The following is a 23,726-nucleotide window of genomic DNA, read 5'->3' on the forward strand; positions in this document are numbered from 1 at the left end:
TCTAAGAGAACGAACATTCGTTCTAGGAGGCATCATGACCGCCGTCCGCACCACCCCGCAGACCCGTTGGGCACGCGTCGCCGCGACCGCGGTCGGCCTCGTCGCCGTCGTCACGGTCGTCGTCCTCGCGTTCCTCTGGCCGTCCGTCACCGCCGAGCCGCGGGACCTGCCCGTCGCCGTGGCGGGCGAGCCGGCCGTCGTCGCACAGGTCCGGGCGGGCCTCGAGGAGAGGGCGCCCGGCGCCGTCGAGCTCGTTCCGGTGGCCGACCGCGCCGCCGCCGTCGACCTCGTCGAGTCCCGCGACGCCTACGGGGCGCTCGTGCTCGGGCCGCAGCCCGAGGTGCTCACGGCGTCGGCCGCGAGCCCCGCCGTCGCCCAGCTCCTCGCCGGTCTCCAGCCCGCGCTGCAGGCGCAGGTCGACGCCGCCGCGGCCGCGCAGGGCGCGCCCGCCGACGCCGTGCCGACCGTCGCGGTCACCGACGTCGTGCCGCTGTCGGCCGACGACGCCCGGGGCACCACGCTCGCCGCGGCCTCCTTCCCGCTCGTCCTCGGCGGTCTGGTCGGCGGAGTCGTGGTGTCGCTCACCGTCGCCGGGACGTGGCGCCGGGTCACCGCGATCGTCGTCTACGCGGCGCTGGGCGGGCCTGCCGTCGCTGGGCTCCTTCACGGGCTCGGCGGCCTCCACGGCGCGTACGTCGCCGACTCGCTCGCCGTGGGGCTCGCGCTGCTCGGCATCGCCGCCACGATCGTCGGGGCGGTCCGCCTCCTCGGACGACCGGGCATCGCCGCCGGGCTGGTGCTGTTCCTGCTCGTCGCCAACCCGCTGTCCGCCGCGGCCGTGCCCGTCGAGTTCCTGCTCCCCCCGTGGGGCGCCGTCGGCCAGTGGTTCCCGCCGGGCGCGGCCGCGACCCTGCTGCGCGACCTGTCCTACTTCCCCGGCGCCGACACCACGTTCCCGTGGCTCGTGCTCAGCGGGTGGGCCGCGCTCGGTCTCCTGCTCTCCATAGTCGGGCACGTCCGCGACCGCGGGGCCGCGACGTCGGCCGCGCTGCACGGGACGGAGGTCGCCTCGCCCGTGCCGACGCCGGCACCGTCCGCACGCTGACCTGGGCCCGTCAGGCGGGCACGAGGTCCGGGCTCTGCACGACGAGCGCGGCGTGCCGGGCGCCGGCCCGCATCGCCTCGCCGACGTCCGCGCCCCGCAGGTGCGCGTCGAGGAACCCGGCGAAGAAGCCGTCGCCCGCGCCGTTCGTGTCCACGACGCGCGGCACCGGCTCCGCCGGGACCTCGACGAACCCTCCGTCGGGGGTCAGCGCGACGGCGCCGCGCGACCCGTGCGTGCACACGGCGAGCCGCGCGCCCGCGTCGACCCGGGCGCGCAGGAAGCCGCGCCAGTCCGGCAGCCGGTCCCCGCTGACGAAGACGTGCGTGCCGGCCTCGACCCACGGCCGGTGGAACGCCGACCCGCCGTCGTAGTCGTGCACAGGTCGACCCAGACGTCGCGCCCGCGTGCCACCGCGAGGTCGAGCACCGGGAGCGCCGGGACCGCGAGGTCCACGACGACGGCGGCCGCGGCGTCGAGGGCCGCGGTCGTCACGTCCCACGAGGCGCCGACCGCGGGGACCTCGCCCGGGGCGCGCAGGTAGACGGAGACGCGCCCGCCGTCGTCGTCGAGGAGGTTGAGGTGGCTCTCGGTGCGTCCGTCAGGCGACGGCTCCTCGACGACGCGCACGCCCTCGCGCGCGAGCACGGACCGCACGTGCTCCGCCTCGTCGTCGGACCCGAGCACCGTGCGCAGCAGCACGGTGCGCCCGAGCCGCGCGAGGTTGAGCGCCTTGCCGGCCGACGTCCCGCCCACGGCGTGGTGGGACGAGCGCGCGAAGACCGTGTGCGGCGTCGGGGCGGGCAGCTCGTCGAGCCGGACGAGCAGGTTCCACGACGCGGGGCCCGCGACGAGCACCTCGGTGCCTGTGGGGTCGGGCGGTGCGGCGTGCGGGCGGGGCGCGGCGGTCACGCGCCGCATCCTATCCCCCGCCTCTCGCCCGCGGCATCGCGGCGTCAGTCCTCGACGGTGACGCCGAGGCTGTGCGCGAACGTCGCGGCGAGCCGCGCGAGCTGGGCGGAGTCGATCGTCGCGCCGCGCAGCGACCCGACCCCGCTCAGCTCGTCGAGCTCCGCGCCACGCAGGTCGACGTGCGCGAGCGTGGACGACTGCACGTCGAGGCGGCGCACGCGCGTGCCGTCGAACGCGACGCGCAGCGCGTCGGTCGCGACGAGGTCGAGCTCGTCGACCGTGCAGTCGGTGAACCGCACGTCCCGCAGCGTCGCTCCGCGGAGGTTGACGAAGCCGAGCTTGCACCCGACGAACCGGACCCCGCTCCACGACGACTCGTAGAGCTCGGCCGAGCCGATCCGCGCACCGCGCACCTCGACGTCGCGCCACCGGCCCCGCGTCCCGCGCAGCGCGGGCACGTCGAGGCGCTCCAGCACGACCTCCGTGAACGTCACCGCGCCCAGGTCGGCCTCGTCGGCCCGCACCTGGTCGAGCCGCGAGGCGAACACGCTCGCGCCGTGCAGGTCGAGCCGGTCGAGCCGGAGGTCGGCGATCTCGAACCCCTCGAGGTCGGCCTCCGGCTCGAGGTCGTACGCGTCGCCGCGCTGCAGGTCGTCGAGCACGACGGGGTCGATCACGGGCGGCTCGGTCGTCGGCGTCGCGGGTGCCACGCGTCGAGACTATGCCGTGGTGCCGACGCCCTGCGCGGCGGCCTCGACCCGTCCGGAGGGGAGGTCGTCGGCCTCCCGCGGGGCCCGGACGACCTCGAAGATCGAGGTCCAGTCGTCGCGTCCGTGCCCGGCCGCGAGCGCCGCCTCGTAGTGCGACAGGACGGCGCGCGGCAGTGCCGTGTCGACGCCGAGCTCCTCGCTCGCCCCGAGGACGTGCGCCGCCGTCGCGCCCATCATGGTGGCGGTGCTCAGGGCTCCGGGGTGGACCCCGGTCTCGAACGCCTCGCCGACCGCGCCGCCGCTGCCGACCATCGCGGGCGTGTCGGACAGCGTGCGCAGCGCCTCGGGGACGAACCGCGTGGGCGGCACCCCGGCCGCCTCCGCGAGCGCCGCGGCGTGCGCGACGCCCGAGAGCGCGGTGAGGAAGACGTCGAGCTGCGCCTGGTAGAGGAGCTGCGCGAGCCCGGGGTCCTCGCCCAGGTAGCGGGGCGCACCGAGGGTCGCGAGCGTGCGCTCGTGCGCGCGGAACGCGGCCTCCGGGCCGCTGTAGCAGACGTACGCGTCGGCCGTCCCGACGAGCGGCGCGGGCACCATGATCCCGCCGACGACGAGCGTCGCCCCGTGGTCGGCCATCCAGTGCGCCGCGCGGCGTGTCGTCCCGGGGGTGTCGGAGCTGAGGTTGACGACCGTGCGGCCGGGCAGGACGTCGGCCGCCGCGGCGAGGACGGCGTCGGCCGCGGCGTAGTCGGTGAGGCTGAGCACGACGAGATCGCTCGCCGCGACCGCCTCCGCGGGGGTCGCGGCGCGCGTCGCGCCCTCGGCGACGAGCGCGTCGGCGCGGGAGGGGGTGCGGTTCCACACGGTGACGGGGTGACCGGCGGCCAGGAGCGTGCGGACCATGGCCTGGCCCATCGCGCCGAGGCCGATCAGGGTGACGGGGGTGGGGGTGCTCATCCTTCTCCTCCGGGTGCGGTGGTGGGTGCTGGGGCACGGATGCTCTCGACGACGCGCGCGAAGCCGTGGGCGCCGTGGCCGGCGTCGACCTGGCGGCGGACCAGCGCCTGGACCGCGTCGACGACGTCGGTCGCGAGGCCGGCCTCCTCGCTCGCCCGGACCAGGTCGGCGAGGTCGGAGAACGCGAGGCTCTGCTGGCCGGGGCCGGCGTAGTCGCGCCGGTCGACGACGTCCGCGTACTCGGCGAGCGCGGACGTCATCGCGGCGAGCCAGGGCGCCGCGCGGCGCGCGAAGTCGCCCGCGCTCACCCCGGCGGTCCCGACCATCGCGACGCCGTGGAAGAAGCCCGCGAACATCGCGTACATGCCCGCGAGGAGCGCCAGGTCGTACAGCGGCGCGAGCCCGGGGTCCTCGCCGAACCAGGTGCTCGCGCCCCACGCGTCGAGCAGGGGACGGGCGCCGTCGAACGCGGCGCGCGACCCGCTGTACAGGATCTCGGAGCCCGGGCCGCCGATCGTCGCGGGGACGGCCATGACGCCGCCGTCGAGGTGCACGACGTCGTGGTCGGCCGCCCAGGCCGCGAGCTCGCGCGACTGCTCGGGCGTCGTCGTGGTGAGGTTGACGAGCGTCCGCCCGGCGAGCGCGTCGGCGACGGGGTCGAGCACGGCGTGCACCGCGTCGTGGTCGAGCAGGACGGCGACGATGAGGGGCGACGCGGTGACGGCGTCGCGCGCCGTCCTCGCCTCGCGGGCGCCGGCCGCGACGAGCGCGCCGGCGCGTCCCGGCGTCCGGTTCCAGACGGTGGTCGGGTGGCCGGCGGCGACGGCCGCGGCGGCGAGGGCGCTGCCCATGGCGCCGAGGCCGAGGACGGTGACGGGGTGCGGTGCGGCGGGCGGGTGGTCGGGCATCGGTCCTCCGGGTCGGGTGCTGGTCGGCGGGGCGGCGTGCCCTCGCGGTCCACCCTCCCCGGCATCCGGTCGGCCGGGAAGAACGCACGTCGAGGTGGGGTTCTCACCTCCAGGTGAGCGTGCAGGTCACGCGGGTCGCGCCCGCGGGTCGGGCACGGACGTGCACGGGCCTCCCCGGCCTGTGCGGCGACGAAGGAGCGAGCGATGACGACGACCACCAGGACCGCCGCCGTCCGCGAGCGCGCGGAGGGCCCCCCGCCGCGCCGCGGACCCTACGTGTGCGGCCTCGACGCCGCGATGGACGTGGTCAGCGGCAAGTGGAAGTCGCTCGTCCTGTGGGAGCTCGCCGCGCACGGCGTGCGGCGGTACGCCGAGCTCAAGCGCGGCCTGCCCGGGGTGAGCGACAAGGTGCTCGCCCAGCAGCTCCGCGAGATGGAGGCGGACGGCCTGCTCGTGCGCGAGGTCTTCCCCGAGGTGCCGCCGCACGTCGAGTACTCGCTCACCGAGCACGGCAGGGCGCTCAACACGGCGCTGGAGTCCCTGGGCGCGTGGGGCAGCGAGCGCATCGCGCGGCTCGGTGCCGCGGTGGTCGAGCCGTGACGCGGCGCCTGGCGGCTCCGCCCGCCCCCGCCCGTGCGGCCTACGGCTCGGGGTGCAGCGCGTCGTAGCGCCAGAACCGGCGGTGCGCGCGCACCACGAGCCACAGCACGACGACGCACGCGACGCCCCCGGCGACGGCGGCCCACGCCTCCCCCACCCAGGTGGCCTGCGCGCCGAGCACGAGCTCGCCGAGGCGGGGACCCCCCGCGACGACGACGATGAACACGCCCTGCAGGCGGCCGCGCATGTCGTCGGGCGTCGCGGTCTGCAGGATGGTCTGGCGGAACACGGCGCTCACGGCGTCGGACGCGCCGGCGAGCGCGAGCGCGACGCTCGCCGCGACGAGCCCGCCCACGAGGACCGTCGTCGGGGTGGTGGGGCCCACGCCGACGAGCACGAGCCCGAACAGCACGATCGACAGGCCGTAGGCCGTGATCGCCCACACGATGACGCGCCCCTGCCACCGCACGCGCGAGAGCCCGCCCGAGAACACGCCCGCGAGCACGGCGCCCACGGCGAACGCCGCGGTGAGCACGCCGGTCGTCGCCTCCCCGCCCCCGAGGAACACGACGCCCGCCGCGGGCAGGAGCACGCGCGGCGACGCGAGCACCATCGCGGCGAGGTCGACGAGGAACGTCGTGCGGACGTTGGGCTGGGTCGCGAGGTAGCGCAGGCCGTCGACGACGGACCGCCACCCCACGACGCGGCGCCGGCGGGCCGCGGGGGCGGGCTCCGGCGCGTCGTCGGCGGACAGCGGCGGGATGTCCGGCAGGCGCCACACCGCCCACAGCGCGGCGGTGAAGAGCACGGCGTCGATCGTGTACGCGACCTGGTAGCCCCACAGCGCGACGAGGAACGCGCCGCCCAGCGGGCCCACGGTGAGCGCGACGTTCCACGCGATCGTCTGCAGCGCGTTCGCCGCGGGCAGGAGCCGCGGCTCGACGAGGCGCGGGATGATCGCCGACCTCGCCGGGTTGTTGATGGCGAACGCCGCGGACTGCGCGGCGACCAGCGCGTAGAGCACGCCGACGGAGTCGAGGTGCAGCCACGCCTGGAGGGCGATGAGTGCCGTGACCACCCACAGGGCGGTCGACGCCGCGAGCGCGACCTTGCGGCGGTCGTAGGCGTCGACGAGCGCCCCGCCGTAGAGGCCGAGCACGACGAGCGGCACGAGCGCGCAGATCCCGAGCACGCCGACGGCGAGCGACGAGCCGGTGAGCGCGTAGACCTGCAGCCCGACGGCGACGACCGTGAGCTGCGAGCCGAGGTTGGAGATCCCGAGCCCCCACCACAGGCGGCGGAACGGCGGGGAGATGCGCAGCGGGGTCGTGTCGGCGAGAAGACCGTTGACTCGAGCCACGACCGCCGAGCCTACGTCAGCCGGCGGGTGGGCCCGTCCTCGTGGAGCCGGGCTCGTCCGCGTCCGCGAGGGCGCTGTCGCGCGCCTCCGCCTCGCCCCACGCGTCGACGTGGCGGTGCGGAGGTCCGGGCGGCGGCGAGTACCCGGGGTGCGGCCCGGGCGTGAGGTAGGTGCGCGCGAAGAACAGCGAGGCGGCGAGGTCCTCACGCCGCTCGGCCGCGGTGCGGGCGCGCCGCGTCGAGATCTCGACGACGACGTCCCCCTCCCAGCCGCGGCGCACGAGTTCGGCGAGGACGAGGTCGCACGGCTGGTCGCCGCGCCCGGGGACGAGGTGCTCGTCCGTGATGGACGACGACCCGTCCGCGAGGTGCACGTGCGCGAGGCGGCCGTCGAACACGTCGAGCAGCGCGAGCGCGTCCTGCTGCGCGACGGCGGCGTGCGACAGGTCGAGCGTGACGTGCTCGTAGCCGTGCTCGGACGGGTCCCAGCCGGGCAGGTACGCCTGCATCTCGCGCTTGCGGCTCCGCCACGGGTACATGTTCTCGACGGCGATGGTCACGCCCTCGGTCTCGTCGAGCTCGCCGACGAGGTCCTCGAACTCGCGCGCGTAGCGGTACTGCCACCGGAAGGGCGGGTGCACGACGACCGTGCTCGCCCCGACCTCCTGCGCGAGCTCGACGGAGCGTCGCAGCTTGGGCCCGGGCGAGCGGCCCCACACGCGCTGGCTCACGAGCAGCGTGGGCGCGTGGATGCTGCGGACCGGGACGTCGTGCTCGGCGGAGAGCCGGCGCAGCGCCGCGGCGTCCTGCGTCGTCTCGTCGGACCACACCATGACCTCGACGCCGTCGTACCCGAGGTCGGCCGCCGCCTCGAACGCGTACGGGGCCTTGCGCGGGTAGACGCTCGCCGTGGAGAGCGTGACGTGGATGCGCGGCGGCTCCCCCGGTGCCGGGGAGGCCACGCGCGGCGTCGTCGCGTCTGACATGCCGGTCACCCTAGACCCGTCGGCTGTGGCCCACACCCAGCGGGCGTTCGGCTGGGGGGAACCGGCCGGGCGCCCTAGCCTGGGGCCATGGCGGCGACGGCGCGCGTCATCGACATCCACGTGGTCGCGGACTCGACGGGAGACACCGGGACCCGCGTCGCGCGTGCCACGCAGGCCCAGTTCCCCGGCCACGACGTCCGGGTCGTCCGGCACCCTCGCCTGCACACGCCGCAGGGCGTGGACGACGTCGTCGCGCAGCTCCGTACCGACCCGGCGGCGGCCGTGGTGTTCTGCACGGTCGTGGACGACGCGCTGCGCTCGCGCGTGCTCGACGCGTGCGCGGCGCTCGACGTCCCGTGCGCCGACCTCCTCGCCCCCGCGATCGACGCGTTCACGGCGCGCACGGGCGCGCAGCCGGCACGCGTCGTGCAGCCGGTCGGCCTCGCGGCGGACTACTTCGACCGGATCCACGCGATGGAGTTCGCCGTCGCGAACGACGACGGCCACCTCACCGACGGGCTCGACGAGGCGCAGGTCGTGCTCGTCGGGGCGTCGCGCACGGGCAAGACGCCGCTGTCCATGTACCTCGGGTACCTCGGCTACCCGACCGCGAACATCCCGCTCGTCCCCGGGGTGGCGCCGCCGCGCGAGCTGTTCGAGGTGGAGCGCTGGAAGGTCGTGGGCCTGACGATCGACCCCGAGCGGCTCCTGGAGATCCGGCGCCGGCGCGTGCACGCGATGGGCGCGGCGGGGCTGTCCGGGTACGCCGACCTCGCGCGCATCCACGACGAGCTCGACGAGGTCTCGCGCGTCCAGCGCCGCCTGGGGTGCCCCGTCCTCGACACGACGGCGCTCGCGCTCGAGGAGGCCGCGGGGCGGGTCGTCGAGCTCGTCGCCGCGCGCCGCCGCGCCCTCGCCCCCGACGCCGACCCCGGCACCACGGACCGCGCGACCGCCGACCCTGCAGCCACCGACCACGAGGAGGAGCCATGAGCGACCGGTACGTCTACGACCTCGCGGAGGGTGGCGCGGACATGCGCGCCCTGCTGGGCGGCAAGGGCGCGGGCGTCGCGGAGATGCGGCGCATCGGCGTGCCCGTCCCGGACGGCTTCACCGTGACGACGGCGGCGTGCGTCGCGGCGATGCAGCGCGGCGGGTCGTGGCCCGACGGGCTGTGGGACGAGGTGCTCGCGCACCTCGACGCGCTGGAGGAGCGCACCGGCCGGCGCCTGGGCGCGCGCGAGCGCCCGCTGCTCGTGTCGGTGCGGTCGGGCGCGGTGGTGTCGATGCCCGGGATGATGGACACGATCCTCAACCTCGGGATCTCGGACGAGTCCGTCGAGGGGCTCGCCGCGGAGTCGGGCAACCCGCGCTTCGCGTGGGACTCGTACCGCCGGTTCGTGCAGATGTACGGCGAGGTCGTCGAGGGCGTGCCCGCGCACGCGTTCGCGGACGAGCTCGACGCGCTCAAGGCGCGCCGCGGCGTCGCGCAGGACACGGACCTCGACGCGGACGACCTGCGGGGGCTCGTCGCGACGTTCCGCGCGGTCGCGCGGCAGCACACGGGCGAGGACCTGCCGACGGACCCGCGCGAGCAGCTCCGCCGGTCGGTCGACGCGGTGTTCGCGTCGTGGGGCAACCCGCGCGCGGGGGTGTACCGGAAGGCGAACGGCATCCCCGACGACCTCGGCACCGCCGTCAACGTCATGCAGATGGTGTTCGGCAACAAGGGCGCGACGTCCGCCACGGGCGTGTGCTTCACGCGGAACCCCGCGACCGGCGCCAAGGAGCTCTACGGCGAGTTCCTCGTGGACGCGCAGGGCGAGGACGTCGTCGCGGGCATCCGCACGCCCCGGCCGCTGGCCGAGATGGAGACCGTGCTGCCCGACGCGTTCCGTGAGCTGCGCGCCACGATGGACCGGCTCGAGCAGCACTACGGCGACATGCAGGACATCGAGTTCACGGTCGACGACGGCGTCCTCTACCTCCTGCAGACCCGCACCGGGAAGCGCACCGCACAGGCGGCGCTGCGCGTGGCGCGCGAGCTCGTCGACGAGGCCGTGATCGACCGGGAGACCGCGCTGCGGCGGCTCGACCCCGCCCAGCTCGACCAGCTCCTGCACCCGGCGCTCGACCCCGGCCACGGCGCGACCCCGCTGACGCGCGGGCTCAACGCGTCGCCGGGGGCCGCCGTCGGGCGCGTCGTGCTCGACGCCGAGACGGCGGCCGAGCGCGGGAAGGCCGGGGAGGCGGTCGTGCTCGTGCGGTGGGAGACGAACCCGGACGACATCGCGGGCGTCATCGCCGCGCAGGGCGTGCTCACGGCGCACGGCGGCATGACGTCGCACGCGGCCGTCGTGGCGCGCGGCATGGGCAAGCCGTGCGTCGCGGGGGCGGGCGCGCTGCGGATCGACGCGGACGCGCGCCGCGTCACGGTCGGCGACCACGTGCTCACCGAGGGCGACACGATCACGCTCGACGGGACGACGGGCGACGTCTACCTCGGCGCGCTGCCGCTCGTGCCGCCCCAGGTCACGGACGACTTCCGCGCCGTGCTCGGCTGGGCGGACGACGTGCGCCGCCTCGGCGTGCGGGCGAACGCGGACACGGGCGAGGACGCCGCGAAGGCGCGCGAGCTCGGCGCGGAGGGCATCGGCCTGTGCCGCACGGAGCACATGTTCATGGCGCCGGACCGCCTGCCCGTGGTGCGCGAGATGATCCTCGCCGAGACCGACGCCGAGCGCGCCGCCGCGCTCGACCGCCTGCTCCCCATGCAGCAGGCCGACTTCGAGGAGATCCTCACCGCGATGTCGGGCCTGCCCGTGACGATCCGCCTCCTCGACCCGCCGCTGCACGAGTTCCTGCCCGACCTCGTCGAGCAGTCGCTCGTGGTCCAGCGGCTCGAGGACGAGGTCGGGGACACGGGTGCCCCGCTGCACGGGACGGACGCCGTCTTCGAGGGCTGGGCCGCCGCGGCCGGCGGGGGCGAGACGACGGCCCGGCTCGCCGCGGCGCGCCGCCTCCTCGCCCAGGTGCGGCGGCTGAGCGAGATGAACCCCATGCTCGGCACGCGCGGCGTGCGGCTCGCGCTCCTGCACCCCCCGATCGCGGCGATGCAGGTGCGGGCGGTCGCGCGCGCCGCACTCGCCGTGCGAGCCGCGGGGCACGACCCGCGCGTGGAGATCATGGTGCCGCTCGTCGGGTTCGCCGAGGAGCTGCGGCGCATGCGCGAGGTCGTCGACGCGACGATGGCCGAGGAGCTCGCGAGCGCGGACGAGCCGCTGTCGTACGCGGTGGGGACGATGATCGAGCTGCCGCGCGCGGCGCTCGTCGCGGACCGGGTCGCGGAGCACGCGGAGTTCTTCTCGTTCGGCACCAACGACCTCACGCAGACGACGCTCGGCATCTCGCGCGACGACGCGGAGGGGTCGTTCCTCACCGCCTACCTGGAGTCCGGGGTCGTGGACGCGAACCCGTTCGCGACGGTCGACCGCGACGGGGTCGGCGAGCTCGTGCAGATCGGGCTGGAGCGCGGGCGTCGCGCCCGCCCGGGGCTCCACGCCGGGGTCTGCGGCGAGCACGGCGGCGACCCGGCGTCCGTCGCGCTGTTCGACGAGATCGGCCTCGACTACGTGTCGTGCTCGCCGTACCGCGTGCCGATCGCGCGGCTCGCGGCGGCGCGCTCGACGCTCGACCGCCGGGACGGCGTCCGGGTCGCGCGCGACGTGTGAGGTCCCGGGAGGTCCGGGCCCTGCGACCCTCCCCTTCCGGCGCTCGATCCCCTAGGATGCACTGGTCCAGACCACTTGTCTGCCCAAGGAGCACCCATGGACCGTGCCGTCGTCGTCGCGATCACCGAAGGTCTTCACGCCCGACCCGCCGCCCTCTTCGTCAAGGCGGCCGCCGCCCAGCCGGCGCCCGTGCGCATCGCCAAGCCCGGGGCGGAGCCCGTCGAGGCGGCCAGCATCCTCGGCGTCATGACGCTGGGCGTGAGCGCCGGGGACGAGGTCGTGCTCTCGACCGAGTCCGACGGCGACGACGCGAGCGCGTCGATCGACGCGCTCGCGACCTTCCTGGAGCAGACCGAGGTCGCCTGACGGCGACGCCCGCCCCACGGCGTGCGCACGGCGCTGCCGGTGCGCACGGCGCGGGGCGGGCACCCCGGTCCGGCGTCGACGGTCGTCAGAGGCCGAGCTCGTCCAGGACGGGGAGCCGCGCGCGCACCGCCGCGCGCGCGGCGTCGGGCGTGGGCTGCTGGAGCGCGAGGAACGCGAGCTCCTCGCACTCCTGCGACGTCGTCGCCGCGAGCACCGCCGCGACGTCCGCGAGCGCGCGCGGCGTCATCGACAGCGACCTCACGCCCAGCCCCACGAGCACCGGCGCGAGGACCGGGTCCGCCGCGGCCTCGCCGCACACGCCGAGCGGGCGACCGTTGAGCGCCGCCCCGGACCCGGTGGCCCCGACGAGCGCGAGCACCGTCGGCTGCCACGCCGTCGAGAGCCGCGCGAGGTCGGAGACCTCGCGGTCCGCGGCCATCGTGTACTGCGTGAGGTCGTTCGTGCCGATGCTCGCGAACGCCGCCCTGGCGAGCACCCACCGCGCGCCGAGCGCCGCCGCGGGCACCTCGACCATGACGCCCGCCGTGGCGAGGCCGTGGTCCGCGCACAGCGCGACGAACGCCTCCGCCTCGTCCGGCGTCGCGATCATGGGCGCCATGACCCAGACGTCGGCCGCCTCGGCCTCGGCGGCGCGCGCGATCGCGGTGAGCTGCCGGTCGAGCACCTCGGGGTGCCGGCGCGCCGTTCGCAGGCCCCGCACGCCGAGCGCCGGGTTCGGCTCGGCGTCCGGCGTGACGAACGGGAGCGGCTTGTCCGCGCCCGCGTCGAGCGTGCGGACCACGACCTTGCGGCCGGGGAACGCGGCGAGCACGCCGCGGTAGGCCGCGACCTGCTCGTCGACGGTCGGCTCGACGGTCCGGCCGAGGAAGCACACCTCGGTCCGGAACAGGCCCACCCCTTCGGCGCCGGCGGCCGCGGCGTCGCGCGCGTCCTGCCCGGACGCCACGTTCGCGAGCAGCTCGACGCGGCGGCCGTCCGCCGTGCGCCCCTCGCCGTCGAACCGGCGCCGCTCCGCCCGGGCGCCGCGGGCCGCGCGGGCGGCGGCCACGTCCGCGGGCGACGGGTCGCGCTCGACCGTGCCGCGACCGCCGTCCACGAGGACGGTCTCGCCGTCGCGCAGCGCGAGCGCGCCCTCGACCGCGACGACCGCCGGGATGCCGACGGCGCGCGCCAGGATCGCGGTGTGCGACGTCGGGCCGCCGCCCCGCGTGACGACGGCGAGCACGTGCGCGGGGTCGAGCTGCGCGGTGTCCGCGGGCGCGAGGTCGTCCGCGACGAGGACGAACCCGTGCCCGGGGTCGGGCACCCCGGGAGCGGGCAGGCCGAGCAGCGTCGCGACGATGCGGTCGCGCACGTCGCGCACGTCGCGCGCACGCTCGGCCATGAGCCCGCCCAGCGCCTCCAGCCGGCCCACCACGACGCCCGCCGCGTCCCACACGGCGCGCGCGGGCGTGGACCGCTGCGCGCGCACGCGCCCGACGGCGTCGCGCGCCAGGGCGGGGTCCGCCGCCATCGCGGCCGTCACCCCGAGCACCTCCGCCGCGGTCCCCTCGGCGCGCGCGGCGCGCGCGGTGAGGTCCTCCTGGACGGTCGTGACCGCGGCGAGCACCTGCGCCACCGCGAGGTCGACGTCGGCGTCCGAGGCGTCGGCGGCGAGCGGTGCCGGGTCGGGCTCGGGCACCGGGTCGGGCATCCGCACGACGGCGCCCGCGCCCCGCCCGGGGCTGGCCGGCACGCCGGTCAGCCCCGGGTCGGAGACCCGCGCGGGTGCGCGCGTCGCGCCGTCGGCGACGGTCACGCGGCGCCCCCGCCCGACACGCCGGCCCGGCTCGGTGTGCCGGGCTCCGCGGCGTCCGTGGTCGCGACGTCGCCGGTCGCGGGCTCCGGGCGGTCGGACGCCGGGGTGTCGGCCGCACCCGCGGCCCCGGTACCGGCGCCCTCCGCGCCCGCGGCGGTGCCGTCCGTGTCGTCCTCGCGCCCGGGCGTCCGCAGGTTCCACCGGGTGATGACGAACCGGAAGAGCACGTAGTAGACCACCGCGTAGCCGAGCCCGATGGGGATGAGCAGGAGCGGCATCTCGGCGATGCGGAAGTTCAGCAGGTAGTCGATGGCTCCCGCGGAGAAGCCGAACCCGTCGCGGATCCCGAGCGCGTTGACGAGGGCGAGCGACGTGCCGGTGAGGATCGCGTGGATGACGTACAGGGGGTAGGCGACGAAGACGAACGCGAACTCGAGCGGCTCGGTGACGCCCGTGACGACCGAGACGAGCGCGGCCGAGCCCATGATGCCCGCGACGACCTTGCGCTGGGCCGGCTTGGCGGTGTGGACGATCGCGAGGGCCGCGGCCGGGAGGGCGAACATCATGATCGGGAAGAACCCGGTGAGGAACGTGCCCGCGGTGGGGTCACCCGCGAGGAACCGGAAGATGTCGCCGTGCGCGACGTTCCCGTCGGCCGTCGTGTACTCGCCGAACTGGAACCAGGGCAGCGAGTTGAGCAGGTGGTGCAGGCCGATCGGCAGGAGCAGGCGGTTGAGCGTGCCGAAGATGAACGCGCCGAGGATCGTCGAGCCGGTGACGAACCCGCCGATCTGCTCGTTGATGAGCCAGTCGAAGGCCGGGTAGACCAGGGCGCCGACCACGGCGATGAGCACCGAGGCACCGGCCGTCACGATCGGCACGAACCGCCGGCCGCCGAAGAACGCGAGGTACGGGGGCAGCTTGATCCGGTAGTACCTCTGGTACAGCAGGGCGGCCGTGAGGCCGATGACGATGCCGCCGAGCACGCCGTAGTTGATGAGCTCCTGCGTCTCGCCCTCGGCGGCCTTCCCGAGCACGTACGGGGAGAGGGAGTCGCTGACGCCGGAGAACACGAGGTAGCCGATGAGGGCCGCGAGACCCGTGGTCCCGTCGGCCTTCTTCGCGTACCCGACGGCGACGCCGAGCGCGAAGATGATCGGCAGGTTGTTGAAGAGCGCGCTGCCCGCGGCGTTGAGCACGTCGGCGACGGGCTGCATCCACGCGAACGTGCCGGCCACGCCGTCCGCGCCGAGCATGTCGGGCTGCCCGAGCCGCAGCAGGAGCGCGGCGGCGGGCAGGGACGCGATGGGCAGCATGAGCGAGCGCCCGACGCGCTGGAGCTGCGCGAAGCCGGGCACCCCCCGCTTCGTCCTCGTCGGTTCGGCGACGGTGGTCATGTCGGTCTCCTCCTGGGTGGGCCTGGGGCGCAGGCCGAGGTGCGTCGTGACGGCTGTGGCGCGACGTCGTACGGGCGTCGTTGCCGGTCTCCGGGCGCGACGAGGCCGACTGGGAACGGCCGTGGGCCGTCGCTCCGGAGTCCCGGTCCAGGTTGTCTGGACCACTTGCAGGAAGAGTGGTCTAGACCTCATGATGTGTCAACCCCCGGAGGTGACGGGGGACACACGGGCGGCTCCGCGACCTGCGCCGTCGCAGGTCGCACGGCGGAGAATGCACGCGTGGACAACGAGGCACCGGAGCAGGGCGGCCGACGACGGCCGGGCACGACCACAGGACCGACGACAGGACGAGGACGCGGCACGACGATGAGCAGGTCACGATCCCGGGCGAGCGAGCACAAGTACCTCACGGTGCGCGCGTACCTCGCCGACCTCGTGGCGAGCGAGCTGTCCGTGGGCGACGCGGTCCCGTCCGAGCGCAGCCTCACCGAGAAGTTCGGCGTCTCGCGCATGACCGTGCGCCAGGCGATCGACGCGCTCGTCACCGAGGGCCTGCTCGAGCGCGCGCAGGGGCGGGGCACCTTCGTCGCGCCGCCGCGCGCGGACTTCGAGATGCGCCTGACGACGTTCGGCGAGGAGGCCCGCCGCCGCGGCATGGAGCCGGGCGCGGAGGTCCTGGAGGCCGGCACCGTGCCGGCGCCCGCGTCGGTCGCCGAGTCGCTCGGCCGCGCCACGGGCGACCCCATGCACCACGTGGTGCGGCTGCGCACGGCCGACGGCTCGCCCATGAGCGTCGAGGAGGCGTGGATCCCCGTCGACCTCGCGCCCGACCTGCTCGACGACGGCGTGCCCGAGAGCCTGTACGGGGCGCTGCGCGAGCGCGGGCTGGCGCCGACCTGGGGCGAGGACACCATCACGGCGTCGGACGCGACGGTCCAGGAGCTCAAGCTGCTCGACCTGCGCGCGTCGCGCGCCGTCATGCGCACCGTGCGCCGCACGTTCGCGGGCGACGCGCCGCTCATGTACTCCCGGTCGAGCTACCGCGGCGACCGGTACAGCGTGTTCGTGCCGCTGCGCGAGGCCCGCCCCACGCTCGTGCCGCGCGCCGCCGCGAGCGACCCGACCCCCGCGACCGCCGCGCACACCCCCGAGACCGCGCCGACCGACCACCTCGCCCCCGTGCCCGTCCCGGCACGGGCGACCGAAGGGAACGACCGATGACACAGTCCGACGCGGAGCGCGCCGCGACGATCCTGGCCGGGCTCGGCGGGGTCGCGAACATCGACGAGATCGACCCGTGCACCACGCGGCTGAGATCGCTCGTCAAGGACCCCGCGCTCGTCGACGCCGCGCTGCTGCGCCGCGCCGGGGCGTTCGGGGTCATGGTCAACGGCCGGGTGGTGCAAGTCGTCGTCGGCCCGCAGGTCGACACGATCGCGTCCGACCTCGCCGACCTCATGTGACGCACCGCCGCACCACCCCGCCGCCGACCGGCGGCACCCCGACCCGCGCACCGCGCACCCCGACCGGCACGGCTGCCGGTCGGCACACCTGACCCGGCACCGGCCGGGACCGGACCACGAGGAGCACCCGTGAGCAAGGCAGAGCAGATCCTCCGAGGCCTCGGCGGCGACGAGAACGTCGTCGACCTGGAGGCGTGCATCACGCGCCTGCGCGTCGAGGTCGAGGACCCGGCCCTCGTCGACGACGCCGCCCTCACCGCGGCCGGCGCGGTCGCCGTCGTGCGGTCGGGCGCCGCGATCCAGGTGATCGTGGGGCCGGACGCCGACAACATCGCCTCCGACATCGAGGACCTGCGCTGATGGCCGCGCCGCTCACGGTGCTCGTGCCCGTGACGGGCACCGTCGTCGACGTCCGCGACGTCGACGACCCCGTGTTCTCCGCCGGCCTCGTCGGGCCCGGCCTCGCCGTCGAGCCGGACGACGCGCAGGGCGGCGAGGCCGTCGCGCCGATCACCGGCACGGTCGTCAAGCTGCACCCGCACGCGTTCGTCGTCCAGCACGACGACGGGCGCGCCGTGCTCGTGCACCTCGGGATCAACACCGTGCAGCTCGGCGGCGAGGGCTTCACGACGCACGTCGCGCAGGGCGACCACGTGGAGCGCGGCGCCGTGCTCGTCTCGTGGGACCCGAGGGCGGTGCGCGACGGCGGGCGGTCGGCCGTGTGCCCGGTCGTCGCGCTCGAGGCCGCGCCGGACGACGTGACGTCGCTCGCCGAGGTCGGCGCGTGGGCCGCGCACGGCGAGGAGCTGCTCACCTGGGGCTGACGGTCAGCCTCGCAGCGGGAGCGTGAGCGCGGGGACGTCCCCGGGCTCGCCGCGGTCGACGACCCGGACCGGCACGCCCCAGTCCTGCTGCGCGAGGTGGCACGCGGGGAACACGTCCGGGTCGGGCTCGCCGTCGGGGCCGAGCGGGACGACATCGCACGACGCCGCGCGCGCGGTCACGTGCAGGACGCCCTCGCGGACCTCGGGGTTGATGACGAGGTCACGGCCGAGCTCGACCCCCGCGCCGCCCCCGGACAGGAGGAGCTCGGGCGGCGTCGCGCTGACGCGCAGCTCCGTCGAGGGCCCGAACCGGTCGTCGAGCTTCTGCCCCGGCGCCGGGACGAACGGGACGTCGAGCCACAGCGGCCCGGCCCCGATCTCCGTGACGGGCCGCTGCGTGCGGTGCGCGCCGCCGTCGAGCACCTCGCCCGCGAGCGACGCGGGCAGCGCGACGCGCGTGAGGCGGTGCGCCGCGGACTCCACGACGAGCAGGTGGACCTGCGGCTCGCCGTCCGGCCCCTCCCCCGCCTGCACGACGACGCCGCTCGGCTCGGCGAGGCCCGTCGCCAGGGTCGTGACCTCGCCGGCGATCCGCGTCCCCGAGGTGTCGTCCCCGACGCTCCCGGCGTCCCCGTCAGCGGGCACGAACCGCCGGAGCGCGCCGTCGTAGGTGTCGGCGACGACGACGCTCCCGTCCGGGAGCGTCGCGACGCCGAGCGGGTGCTGCATGAGCGCCTGCTCGGCCGGGCCGTCGCGGTGGCCGAAGTCGAACAGCCCCTGCCCGACGGCGGTCCGCACCTCGACGGCCGCACCGTCCACCGGGGTCACGCGGCGCAGCGCCGACGTCTCGGCGTCCGCGACCCAGATCGCGCCGTCGGTCGCGACGGCCAGGCCGGAGGGCTGCGCGAACCACGCCGACTCCCCCGGCCCGTCCTCCAGGCCCTCGTTCATCGTCCCCGCGAGGTGGGTCATCGAGCCCTGCTCGCCGTCGAACGCCCACAGCGTGTGGTTCCCCGCCATCGCGACGACGAACGCCGCGAGGTCCGGGGACCACGCGACGTCCCACGGCGACGAGAGCCGCACGTCGAGCGCCGGGTACCGCCCGCCCGGGGCGGCCGCGTCGTGGCCGGTGACGACGAGCGCGCCGTCCCTCACGTCCCGCAGCACGACGTTCTCGACCCCGCCGACCATGAACTGGTCGCCCGTGCCCGCGACCGTCGTCACGTGCCCGTCCGAGAGCCGCACCCCGCGCAGCGCGTGGTTGGCCGTGTCGGCGACGAGCACGTCGTAGCCGAGCGACGGCCGCAGCTCGTCCGGGACGAGGCACAGCCCGTTGGGCTCGGCGAACCGCGCGTCCTCGGGGCCGCCGTCGGCGAGCCCGCGCTCGCCGGACCCGATGCGCCGGACGAGGGTCTCGCCGTCGGGCCCGAGCTCGGCGAGGGCGTGGTGCCCGGGGTCCGCGACGAGGAGGTTGCCGCCGGGCAGCTCGACCGCCTTCGCGGGGAAGCGCAGCATGCCCGACGACGGCGCGGGCGGCACGTACGGGCCGTCGCCCCGGTGCAGCGTGCCCTTCGCGTCGTGCTCCGCGACGAGCTCCTCGACGAGGGCGGCGATCGCGGACGCGTGCCCCTCCCCCGCCATCTGCGCCACGACGTAGCCCTCGGGGTCGATGACGACGAGCGTCGGCCACGCGCGCGCCGCGTACGCGGACCACGTGACGAGCTCCGGGTCGTCGAGCACCGGGTGGTGCACCTCGTACCGCTCGACGGCCGCCGCGAGCGCCACCGGGTCCGCCTCGTGCTCGAACTTCGGCGAGTGCACGCCCACGACGACGAGCACGTCGCGGTACCTCTCCTCGAGCTCGCGCATCTCGTCGAGCACGTGCAGGCAGTTGACGCAGCAGAAGGTCCAGAAGTCGAGGATCACGGCCTTGCCGCGCAGGTCGGCGAGGGTCAGGTCGCGGCCGCCGGTGTTGAGCCAGCCACGGCCGACGAGCTCGGACGCACGGACGCGCGGGGTTCGGGAGGTGCTCACCGGCCCATTCTGCGGGACGGCGCCAGGGTCGTGCGTCGAGGAGCGGTCGGCGCCGACGGCCCCGCGCGCCGGGAGAGGTCAGGATCCGAGAAGCCGGCGCGCGACGGTCTGGCTACCGTCGAGAAGGCAACCACAGGACCACGGGAGGCGAGCACGATGGCGACGACGTCCGACCGCAGGAGCACGGCCGGGGCGGGGTTCTCCGAGCAGGAGCGCGCCGCGATGCAGGAGCGCGCGAGCGAGCTGAGGAAGCAGGCGAAGACCGGGCGGGGGAACAAGGCGGCCGCCGACGAGGCGGACGTGCTGGCCAGGATCGCGGAGATGCCCGAGGAGGACCGCGCGCTCGCGGAGCGGGTCCGCGCGCTCGTCGCGCGCGTCGCGCCGGACCTGGCGCCGAGGCTGTACTACGGGCAGCCGGCGTGGGCGCGCAAGGGGAAGGTCGTGTGCTTCTTCCGCAGCGGCCGGATGGACAAGGAGCGCTACTCGACGTTCGGGTTCAGCGCCGACGCGCACCTCGACGACGACTCCGGGCTGTGGCCGACCGCGTACGCCCTCACCGCCCTGGACGACGACGCCTGGGAGCGGCTCGCCCGGCTCGTCGAGCGCGCGGCCTCGTAGACGCCCGCAGCCCGGGCGGCGTGTGGGACGCCGGCGCTAGCGTCCGCCGCATGGATATCCGACTCCGCGGTCTCGTCGACGACGACCTGGACCGCCTCTTCACGTGGGAGCAGGACCCGGCCGCGGTCGCGCTCGCGGCGTTCACGCGGTCCGACCCGTCGGACCGGGCGGCGTTCGACGAGCACTACGCGCGCATCCGCAGCGACCCGTCGTGCACCGTCCTGGCCGTCGAGCACGCGGGGACGTTCGTGGCGACGGTCGGGAGCTTCACCATGGACGGCGAGCGCGAGGTGACGTACTGGGTCGACCCCGACCGCTGGGGGCGCGGGATCGCCTCGGCCGCGCTGACGGCGTTCCTCGAGGTCGAACGCGAGCGGCCGCTCGTGGCGCGGGTCGCCGCCCACAACGTCGGCTCGGCCACGGTGCTGCGCCGGGCCGGGTTCGTCGAGGTCGGCCGCGAGACGTCCTACGCGCCCGGGGTGGGTGCCGACGTCGAGGAGCAGGTCTTCCGCCTCGCCGGGTGACCCGGCGCGGCCCCGGCCGCGAGGTCCCCGGCGGGGGGCGGGGGCACGCGGTGCGCGTGCCCCCGCCCACGTGTCACCCGCAGGTGCGGTCGTCCCAGGCGGCGACGACCGTCCCGGTGCCGTCGGTGCCCGTGCGCGCGGCGTCGACCGTCGCCTCGCCCGCCGCGACGCTGGCGGACCGGACGGCGAACGACTGGTACGCCGAGCCGCCCGGCTGCACGCCGGTGTAGTCGCGCGTGCCGAACGGGGTGACGACGCGGACGTCGACGGGGGCGTCGTCGTCGTTGGTCGCCGCGACCGCGACGTACGCCTTGCCCGCCAGGCAGCGCACCTCGGCGCGCGCCGTGACGGCCGGACCGGCCGGGGCGGTGACGACGGTCGTGGCGACGGCCGTCGTCGGGCGGGCGGCCGTGTTGGTGAGCGCGCCCTCGAGGCGGGTGCGCAGCGCCGTCCCGGCGGCGACGTCGCCGGGCACGGCGACCTGCGCCGTCACGGTGACGACCGTCCCGGCGGGGGTCGAGGCCGGCAGGACGACGCGGTAGGCGCCGTCCGTCCCGAGCCGGACCGTGCCCGTGCTCGCGACGGGTGCCGCGGCGAGGGTCGTGCCCGCGGGCGGCACGAGTGCGAGGACGACGTCGCGCGCTGCCTCCGCCCCGACGGTCGCGGTCGCGGTCACGGCGACCGTCCCGCCCGGTGCGACCTCGCCGCCCGCGGCGACCGCGAGCCCGAGCGTGCTGTTCCGCACGGTCGAGACCGTCGCGAGCGCCGAGCCCGGGTCCCACACGCCGAACCCGTCGAGGAACGTACGCGCGAACTCGACGTGCCCCTGGGCGTTCGGGTGGATCGCGTCGTTGAGCTGCGACGTCGGCACCTCGCCCTGGTCCTCGACGAGCCAGTCGGCGTAGTTGTCCACGACGAACACCCGCTGGGCTGCCGCGACGTCGCGCACCGCCTGGACGTACTCGGGGTACCACGCGCGCGACACCACCGGCTGCGACGTCGCGAGGACAGGGACCCCGCCGTCGGCGCGGACCCGCTCCACGAGCGTCGTGAGGTTCTGCCGGAACGCGGGGAGCCCGGCGGCCCCGGCCGGCGAGTCGTTCATCCCGATCATGATCGTGACGACGGCGGCGTCGTGCCGGCCGATGCGGCCCTCGTAGTCGGCGACGAGGTCCGCGACCTTCGCCCCGGACGTGGCCGTGGTGATGAGGTAGTCGTGGCGGTAGTTGCGCTCCCAGCGCACGCGCTCCTCCACGTGCTGCGTCCACGAGCGCCACCCGTTCGTGTGCAGGGCGCCGTGCGTGATCGAGTCGCCCGCGAACAGCCACGGGCGCGACGCGTCGCGGTCCCCGCGCGAGAGCACGCCGCGCACCGCGGCGTAGTCGGGCAGCACGACGGCGTTCGGGTCGAGGTTGAGCCGCAGCGGGGTGAGCCGCTCGCGCATGGCCCAGGTCCGCGTGATCGTGCCGGTGAACCGGTCGGAGACGCCGGCGGCCGTGCGCGTCCCCGCGACGGTGAGCGCGTCGGGCGCGACGTCCGCGACGAATGCGCGGCCGGGCGCGACGACGACGGGCGAGCCGTCGACGTACGTCGTGACGACCCCCTGCCCGACGGCGACCGCGACGACGTGCTGCTGGCCGTCGTCGAACCGCGTGGTCGTCCTGGTGCGCACGAGGTCGGTGCCGCCGCGCGTGACGGCGTACTCGAGGCGGCCGTCGCGCAGCGCGACGGTGAGCGCCGTCGGGCTCGCCGCGGGGGCCGAGGTGTCGGACATCGACAGGAGCGTGCCGCCGTTGCCGGGCTGGGCCGCGAACCGGACGAGGAGCGTGCCCTCGTCGAGACCGCGCAGGGTCGCGAGGTCGGCGGAGCGGTCCACGACGCGCGTCCCGTCGAACGACGACGGCACGTGCGTGAAGCCCCACGCCTGGGTCGCGGTGCCGAGCGGCGTGGTCGCCTGCTGGATCTGGCCGGTCGTGGGCAGCCGGAGCGCGCCGACGCCCGTCGAGCCGTCCCACGCCCCGAGGTCCTCGAGGAAGGTCTGCGCGAACGCGAGGTGCCCCTGCGGGCCGGGGTGGATGTCGTCGGACCACAGGGTGCTCGGCGGGTTGCCGTCGTGCTCGAGCATCCAGCGCGCGTAGTTGTCGACGAGCACGGTGTCCTGGGCGGCCGCGACCTCGCGGACCACCTGGACGTACTGCGGGTAGGTGGCGCGGTTCGTGCCGGCGCCGCCGCCCCGGACGGGCTGCGACGTCGCGAGCACGGGCACGGCGCCGAGCGCGCGCGTACGCTCGACGATCTCGGTCACCTGGGCGCGGAAGGTCTCGAGCCCGGCCGCCCCGCCGAGCAGGACGACGTCGTTCATGCCGACCATCGTCACGACGACCGTCGGGTCGTGGGTCGCGACGCGCTCGTCCCACGTGGCGAGGATCCCGGCGGCGGTGTCGCCCGAGATCGCGGTGTTGACGGTCTGGTCGCCGAAGCGGCGCAGCTCCCAGCGCACGCGCTCCTCGACCTGCTGGCTCCACGAGCGGTAACCGCGCGTGTGCGCAGCGCCGTGCGTGATGGAGTCGCCCGTGAAGACCCACGTCTCGCGGGCCTGCGCCGCGGGGACGTCGAGGCGCGCGCGGACGTCCGTCGCGTCGGCGCGCACGGTGGGCACGCGCATGACCGACGCGCTCGCGAGGTCGGTCAGGCCGAGCACGCGGTCGTGCACGGTGACGCGGTCGATCGTGCCCGTGAGCGCGGCGGTCGTGCCCGCCGACGTGGCGCGGGCGCCGAACGTCACCGCGGTGGGGTCGGGGACGGTCGCGAGGAACGCGTCGGACGTGGTGAGCAGCGCCGGGAAGCCGTCGAACGAGACCTGCGTGAACCCGGCGGAGACGCCGACGGACACGGTGTGCGGGACGCCGTCCGTCGCGGGCACCGGGGCCCGCACGTCGGCGCGCACCTGCCCGTCCACGACGACCGTCCACGTCACGGCGCCGTCGGCGACGCCGAGCGCTGCCCACGTGTCGTCGGTCGTCGCGTCGCTCAGGGAGAACAGGGTCTGCGCGGCCGGGGACGACGTCGCGAACCGCACGCTCAGCGCACCCTCCGTGACGTCGTCGAGGTAGCCGACGTCGGTGTTGCGGGGGTAGCCGGCGGTGCCGTCGAACTCGCGGTCGGCGCCGAGGAGGGAGTAGCCGTACAGCTGTCGGGGCGCGGGCTGGGGGTCGAACGCCGCGGTCGCGACACCGCTCGGGGCGGTGGGCAGGCCCGAGGCTGCGGTGGGGACGAGGGCTCCGGCCGCCACCAGGCTCAGGCCGACGGCGAGGGACAGGACGGGACGTCTACGCATCTGCGCTCCTTCACGCACGGACGGGTCTCGGCACGTGCCGCTCCTCGGCCGGGCACGACGTCGTGCGGGGAACGGATGTGCT

22 protein-coding genes are annotated in these 23,726 nt (G+C 76.0%); 11 read left to right on the forward strand and 11 right to left on the reverse strand.

Annotated features, from left to right (window positions below):
* Positions 1 to 34 precede the first annotated feature (34 nt).
* A complete protein-coding gene (locus tag GJV82_RS06395) occupies positions 35 to 1,105 on the forward strand; it encodes a hypothetical protein (protein ID WP_155098650.1) in 1,071 nt (356 codons plus the stop codon).
* Between the two features lie 10 nt (positions 1,106 to 1,115).
* On the opposite strand, the gene GJV82_RS19945 is transcribed toward GJV82_RS06395, so the two are convergent.
* Genes GJV82_RS19945 through GJV82_RS06415 form a run of 5 tightly spaced genes read right to left on the reverse strand, consistent with a single transcriptional unit; the run spans position 1,116 to position 4,586 of the window.
* Positions 1,116 to 1,346: a carbohydrate kinase family protein gene (locus tag GJV82_RS19945; protein ID WP_318657359.1), complete on the reverse strand. Its 231-nt coding sequence runs from the start codon at positions 1,344 to 1,346 to the stop codon at positions 1,116 to 1,118.
* On the reverse strand, positions 1,310 to 2,014 hold the full coding sequence (locus GJV82_RS06400) for a PfkB family carbohydrate kinase (RefSeq protein ID WP_318657360.1): 705 nt from the start codon (positions 2,012 to 2,014) through the stop codon (positions 1,310 to 1,312). The genes GJV82_RS19945 and GJV82_RS06400 overlap by 37 nt, the downstream gene beginning before the upstream one ends.
* Before the next feature lie 44 nt (positions 2,015 to 2,058).
* Positions 2,059 to 2,724: a pentapeptide repeat-containing protein gene (locus GJV82_RS20700; RefSeq protein WP_155098651.1), complete on the reverse strand. Its 666-nt coding sequence runs from the start codon at positions 2,722 to 2,724 to the stop codon at positions 2,059 to 2,061.
* 9 nt (positions 2,725 to 2,733) lie between these two features.
* Positions 2,734 to 3,678, reverse strand: a complete 945-nt coding sequence (locus GJV82_RS06410; RefSeq protein WP_155098652.1) for an NAD(P)-dependent oxidoreductase — start codon at positions 3,676 to 3,678, stop codon at positions 2,734 to 2,736.
* A complete protein-coding gene (locus GJV82_RS06415) occupies positions 3,675 to 4,586 on the reverse strand; it encodes an NAD(P)-dependent oxidoreductase (protein WP_155098653.1) in 912 nt (303 codons plus the stop codon). Before GJV82_RS06415 ends, GJV82_RS06410 begins: the two co-directional genes overlap by 4 nt.
* Before the next feature lie 204 nt (positions 4,587 to 4,790).
* Between GJV82_RS06415 and GJV82_RS06420 the strand changes: the two genes are divergently transcribed.
* On the forward strand, positions 4,791 to 5,186 hold the full coding sequence (locus tag GJV82_RS06420) for a winged helix-turn-helix transcriptional regulator (RefSeq protein WP_155098654.1): 396 nt from the start codon (positions 4,791 to 4,793) through the stop codon (positions 5,184 to 5,186).
* A gap of 40 nt (positions 5,187 to 5,226) precedes the next feature.
* On the opposite strand, the gene GJV82_RS06425 is transcribed toward GJV82_RS06420, so the two are convergent.
* Positions 5,227 to 6,546 (reverse strand): MFS transporter, encoded by a 1,320-nt coding sequence (locus tag GJV82_RS06425; RefSeq protein ID WP_318657361.1) that lies wholly within the window; start codon positions 6,544 to 6,546, stop codon positions 5,227 to 5,229.
* A gap of 16 nt (positions 6,547 to 6,562) precedes the next feature.
* Positions 6,563 to 7,531, reverse strand: a complete 969-nt coding sequence (locus GJV82_RS06430; RefSeq protein WP_155098655.1) for a sugar phosphate isomerase/epimerase family protein — start codon at positions 7,529 to 7,531, stop codon at positions 6,563 to 6,565.
* Positions 7,532 to 7,618: 87 nt separating this feature from the next.
* Here GJV82_RS06430 and GJV82_RS06435 point away from each other — a divergent pair, with 87 nt between their 5' ends.
* From GJV82_RS06435 to GJV82_RS06445, 3 genes are all read left to right on the forward strand, one after another.
* Complete coding sequence (locus GJV82_RS06435; RefSeq protein ID WP_155098656.1) at positions 7,619 to 8,524, forward strand: pyruvate, water dikinase regulatory protein; 906 nt, start codon at positions 7,619 to 7,621, stop codon at positions 8,522 to 8,524.
* The gene (ppdK, locus tag GJV82_RS06440) at positions 8,521 to 11,262 is read left to right on the forward strand and encodes a pyruvate, phosphate dikinase (RefSeq protein ID WP_155098657.1); all 2,742 of its coding nucleotides are present in this window, start codon (positions 8,521 to 8,523) and stop codon (positions 11,260 to 11,262) included. Before GJV82_RS06435 ends, ppdK begins: the two co-directional genes overlap by 4 nt.
* A gap of 96 nt (positions 11,263 to 11,358) precedes the next feature.
* A complete protein-coding gene (locus tag GJV82_RS06445; RefSeq protein WP_024839822.1) occupies positions 11,359 to 11,628 on the forward strand; it encodes an HPr family phosphocarrier protein in 270 nt (89 codons plus the stop codon).
* An 85-nt stretch (positions 11,629 to 11,713) separates the two neighbouring features.
* Here the strand turns inward: GJV82_RS06445 and ptsP are convergent, their stop codons facing one another.
* Positions 11,714 to 13,447 (reverse strand): phosphoenolpyruvate--protein phosphotransferase, encoded by a 1,734-nt coding sequence (ptsP, locus tag GJV82_RS06450; RefSeq protein ID WP_318657362.1) that lies wholly within the window; start codon positions 13,445 to 13,447, stop codon positions 11,714 to 11,716.
* Positions 13,444 to 14,844, reverse strand: a complete 1,401-nt coding sequence (locus tag GJV82_RS06455) for a PTS transporter subunit EIIC (RefSeq protein ID WP_155098658.1) — start codon at positions 14,842 to 14,844, stop codon at positions 13,444 to 13,446. The genes ptsP and GJV82_RS06455 overlap by 4 nt, the downstream gene beginning before the upstream one ends.
* A 366-nt stretch (positions 14,845 to 15,210) precedes the next feature.
* On the opposite strand from GJV82_RS06455, the gene GJV82_RS06460 reads away from it, so the two are divergent.
* The 4 genes from GJV82_RS06460 to GJV82_RS06475 all read left to right on the forward strand — a co-directional run bounded on the left by GJV82_RS06460 (position 15,211) and on the right by GJV82_RS06475 (position 17,131).
* The gene (locus tag GJV82_RS06460) at positions 15,211 to 16,065 is read left to right on the forward strand and encodes a GntR family transcriptional regulator (RefSeq protein ID WP_115941741.1); all 855 of its coding nucleotides are present in this window, start codon (positions 15,211 to 15,213) and stop codon (positions 16,063 to 16,065) included.
* Positions 16,062 to 16,307: a PTS transporter subunit EIIB gene (locus tag GJV82_RS06465; RefSeq protein WP_024839826.1), complete on the forward strand. Its 246-nt coding sequence runs from the start codon at positions 16,062 to 16,064 to the stop codon at positions 16,305 to 16,307. Before GJV82_RS06460 ends, GJV82_RS06465 begins: the two co-directional genes overlap by 4 nt.
* 72 nt (positions 16,308 to 16,379) lie before the next feature.
* Complete coding sequence (locus tag GJV82_RS06470) at positions 16,380 to 16,667, forward strand: PTS transporter subunit EIIB (protein WP_081772229.1); 288 nt, start codon at positions 16,380 to 16,382, stop codon at positions 16,665 to 16,667.
* Positions 16,667 to 17,131 carry a PTS sugar transporter subunit IIA gene (locus GJV82_RS06475; protein ID WP_024839828.1) on the forward strand — a complete coding sequence of 155 codons (465 nt, stop codon included), beginning with the start codon at positions 16,667 to 16,669 and terminating at the stop codon, positions 17,129 to 17,131. Before GJV82_RS06470 ends, GJV82_RS06475 begins: the two co-directional genes overlap by 1 nt.
* A 3-nt stretch (positions 17,132 to 17,134) precedes the next feature.
* Here the strand turns inward: GJV82_RS06475 and GJV82_RS06480 are convergent, their stop codons facing one another.
* Entirely contained in the window at positions 17,135 to 19,165 is a 2,031-nt protein-coding gene (locus GJV82_RS06480; protein WP_318657363.1) for an NHL domain-containing thioredoxin family protein, read from the reverse strand.
* Positions 19,166 to 19,321: 156 nt separating this feature from the next.
* Between GJV82_RS06480 and GJV82_RS06485 the strand changes: the two genes are divergently transcribed.
* Entirely contained in the window at positions 19,322 to 19,783 is a 462-nt protein-coding gene (locus GJV82_RS06485) for a DUF1801 domain-containing protein (RefSeq protein ID WP_024839830.1), read from the forward strand.
* 50 nt (positions 19,784 to 19,833) lie between these two features.
* A complete protein-coding gene (locus GJV82_RS06490) occupies positions 19,834 to 20,307 on the forward strand; it encodes a GNAT family N-acetyltransferase (RefSeq protein WP_024839831.1) in 474 nt (157 codons plus the stop codon).
* Between the two features lie 73 nt (positions 20,308 to 20,380).
* Here the strand turns inward: GJV82_RS06490 and GJV82_RS06495 are convergent, their stop codons facing one another.
* Positions 20,381 to 23,644 (reverse strand): GDSL-type esterase/lipase family protein, encoded by a 3,264-nt coding sequence (locus GJV82_RS06495; protein ID WP_155098659.1) that lies wholly within the window; start codon positions 23,642 to 23,644, stop codon positions 20,381 to 20,383.
* Between the last annotated feature and the right edge of the window lie 82 nt (positions 23,645 to 23,726).

This window comes from Cellulosimicrobium composti, from assembly GCF_009711085.1.
GTDB lineage: Bacteria > Actinomycetota > Actinomycetes > Actinomycetales > Cellulomonadaceae > Cellulosimicrobium > Cellulosimicrobium composti.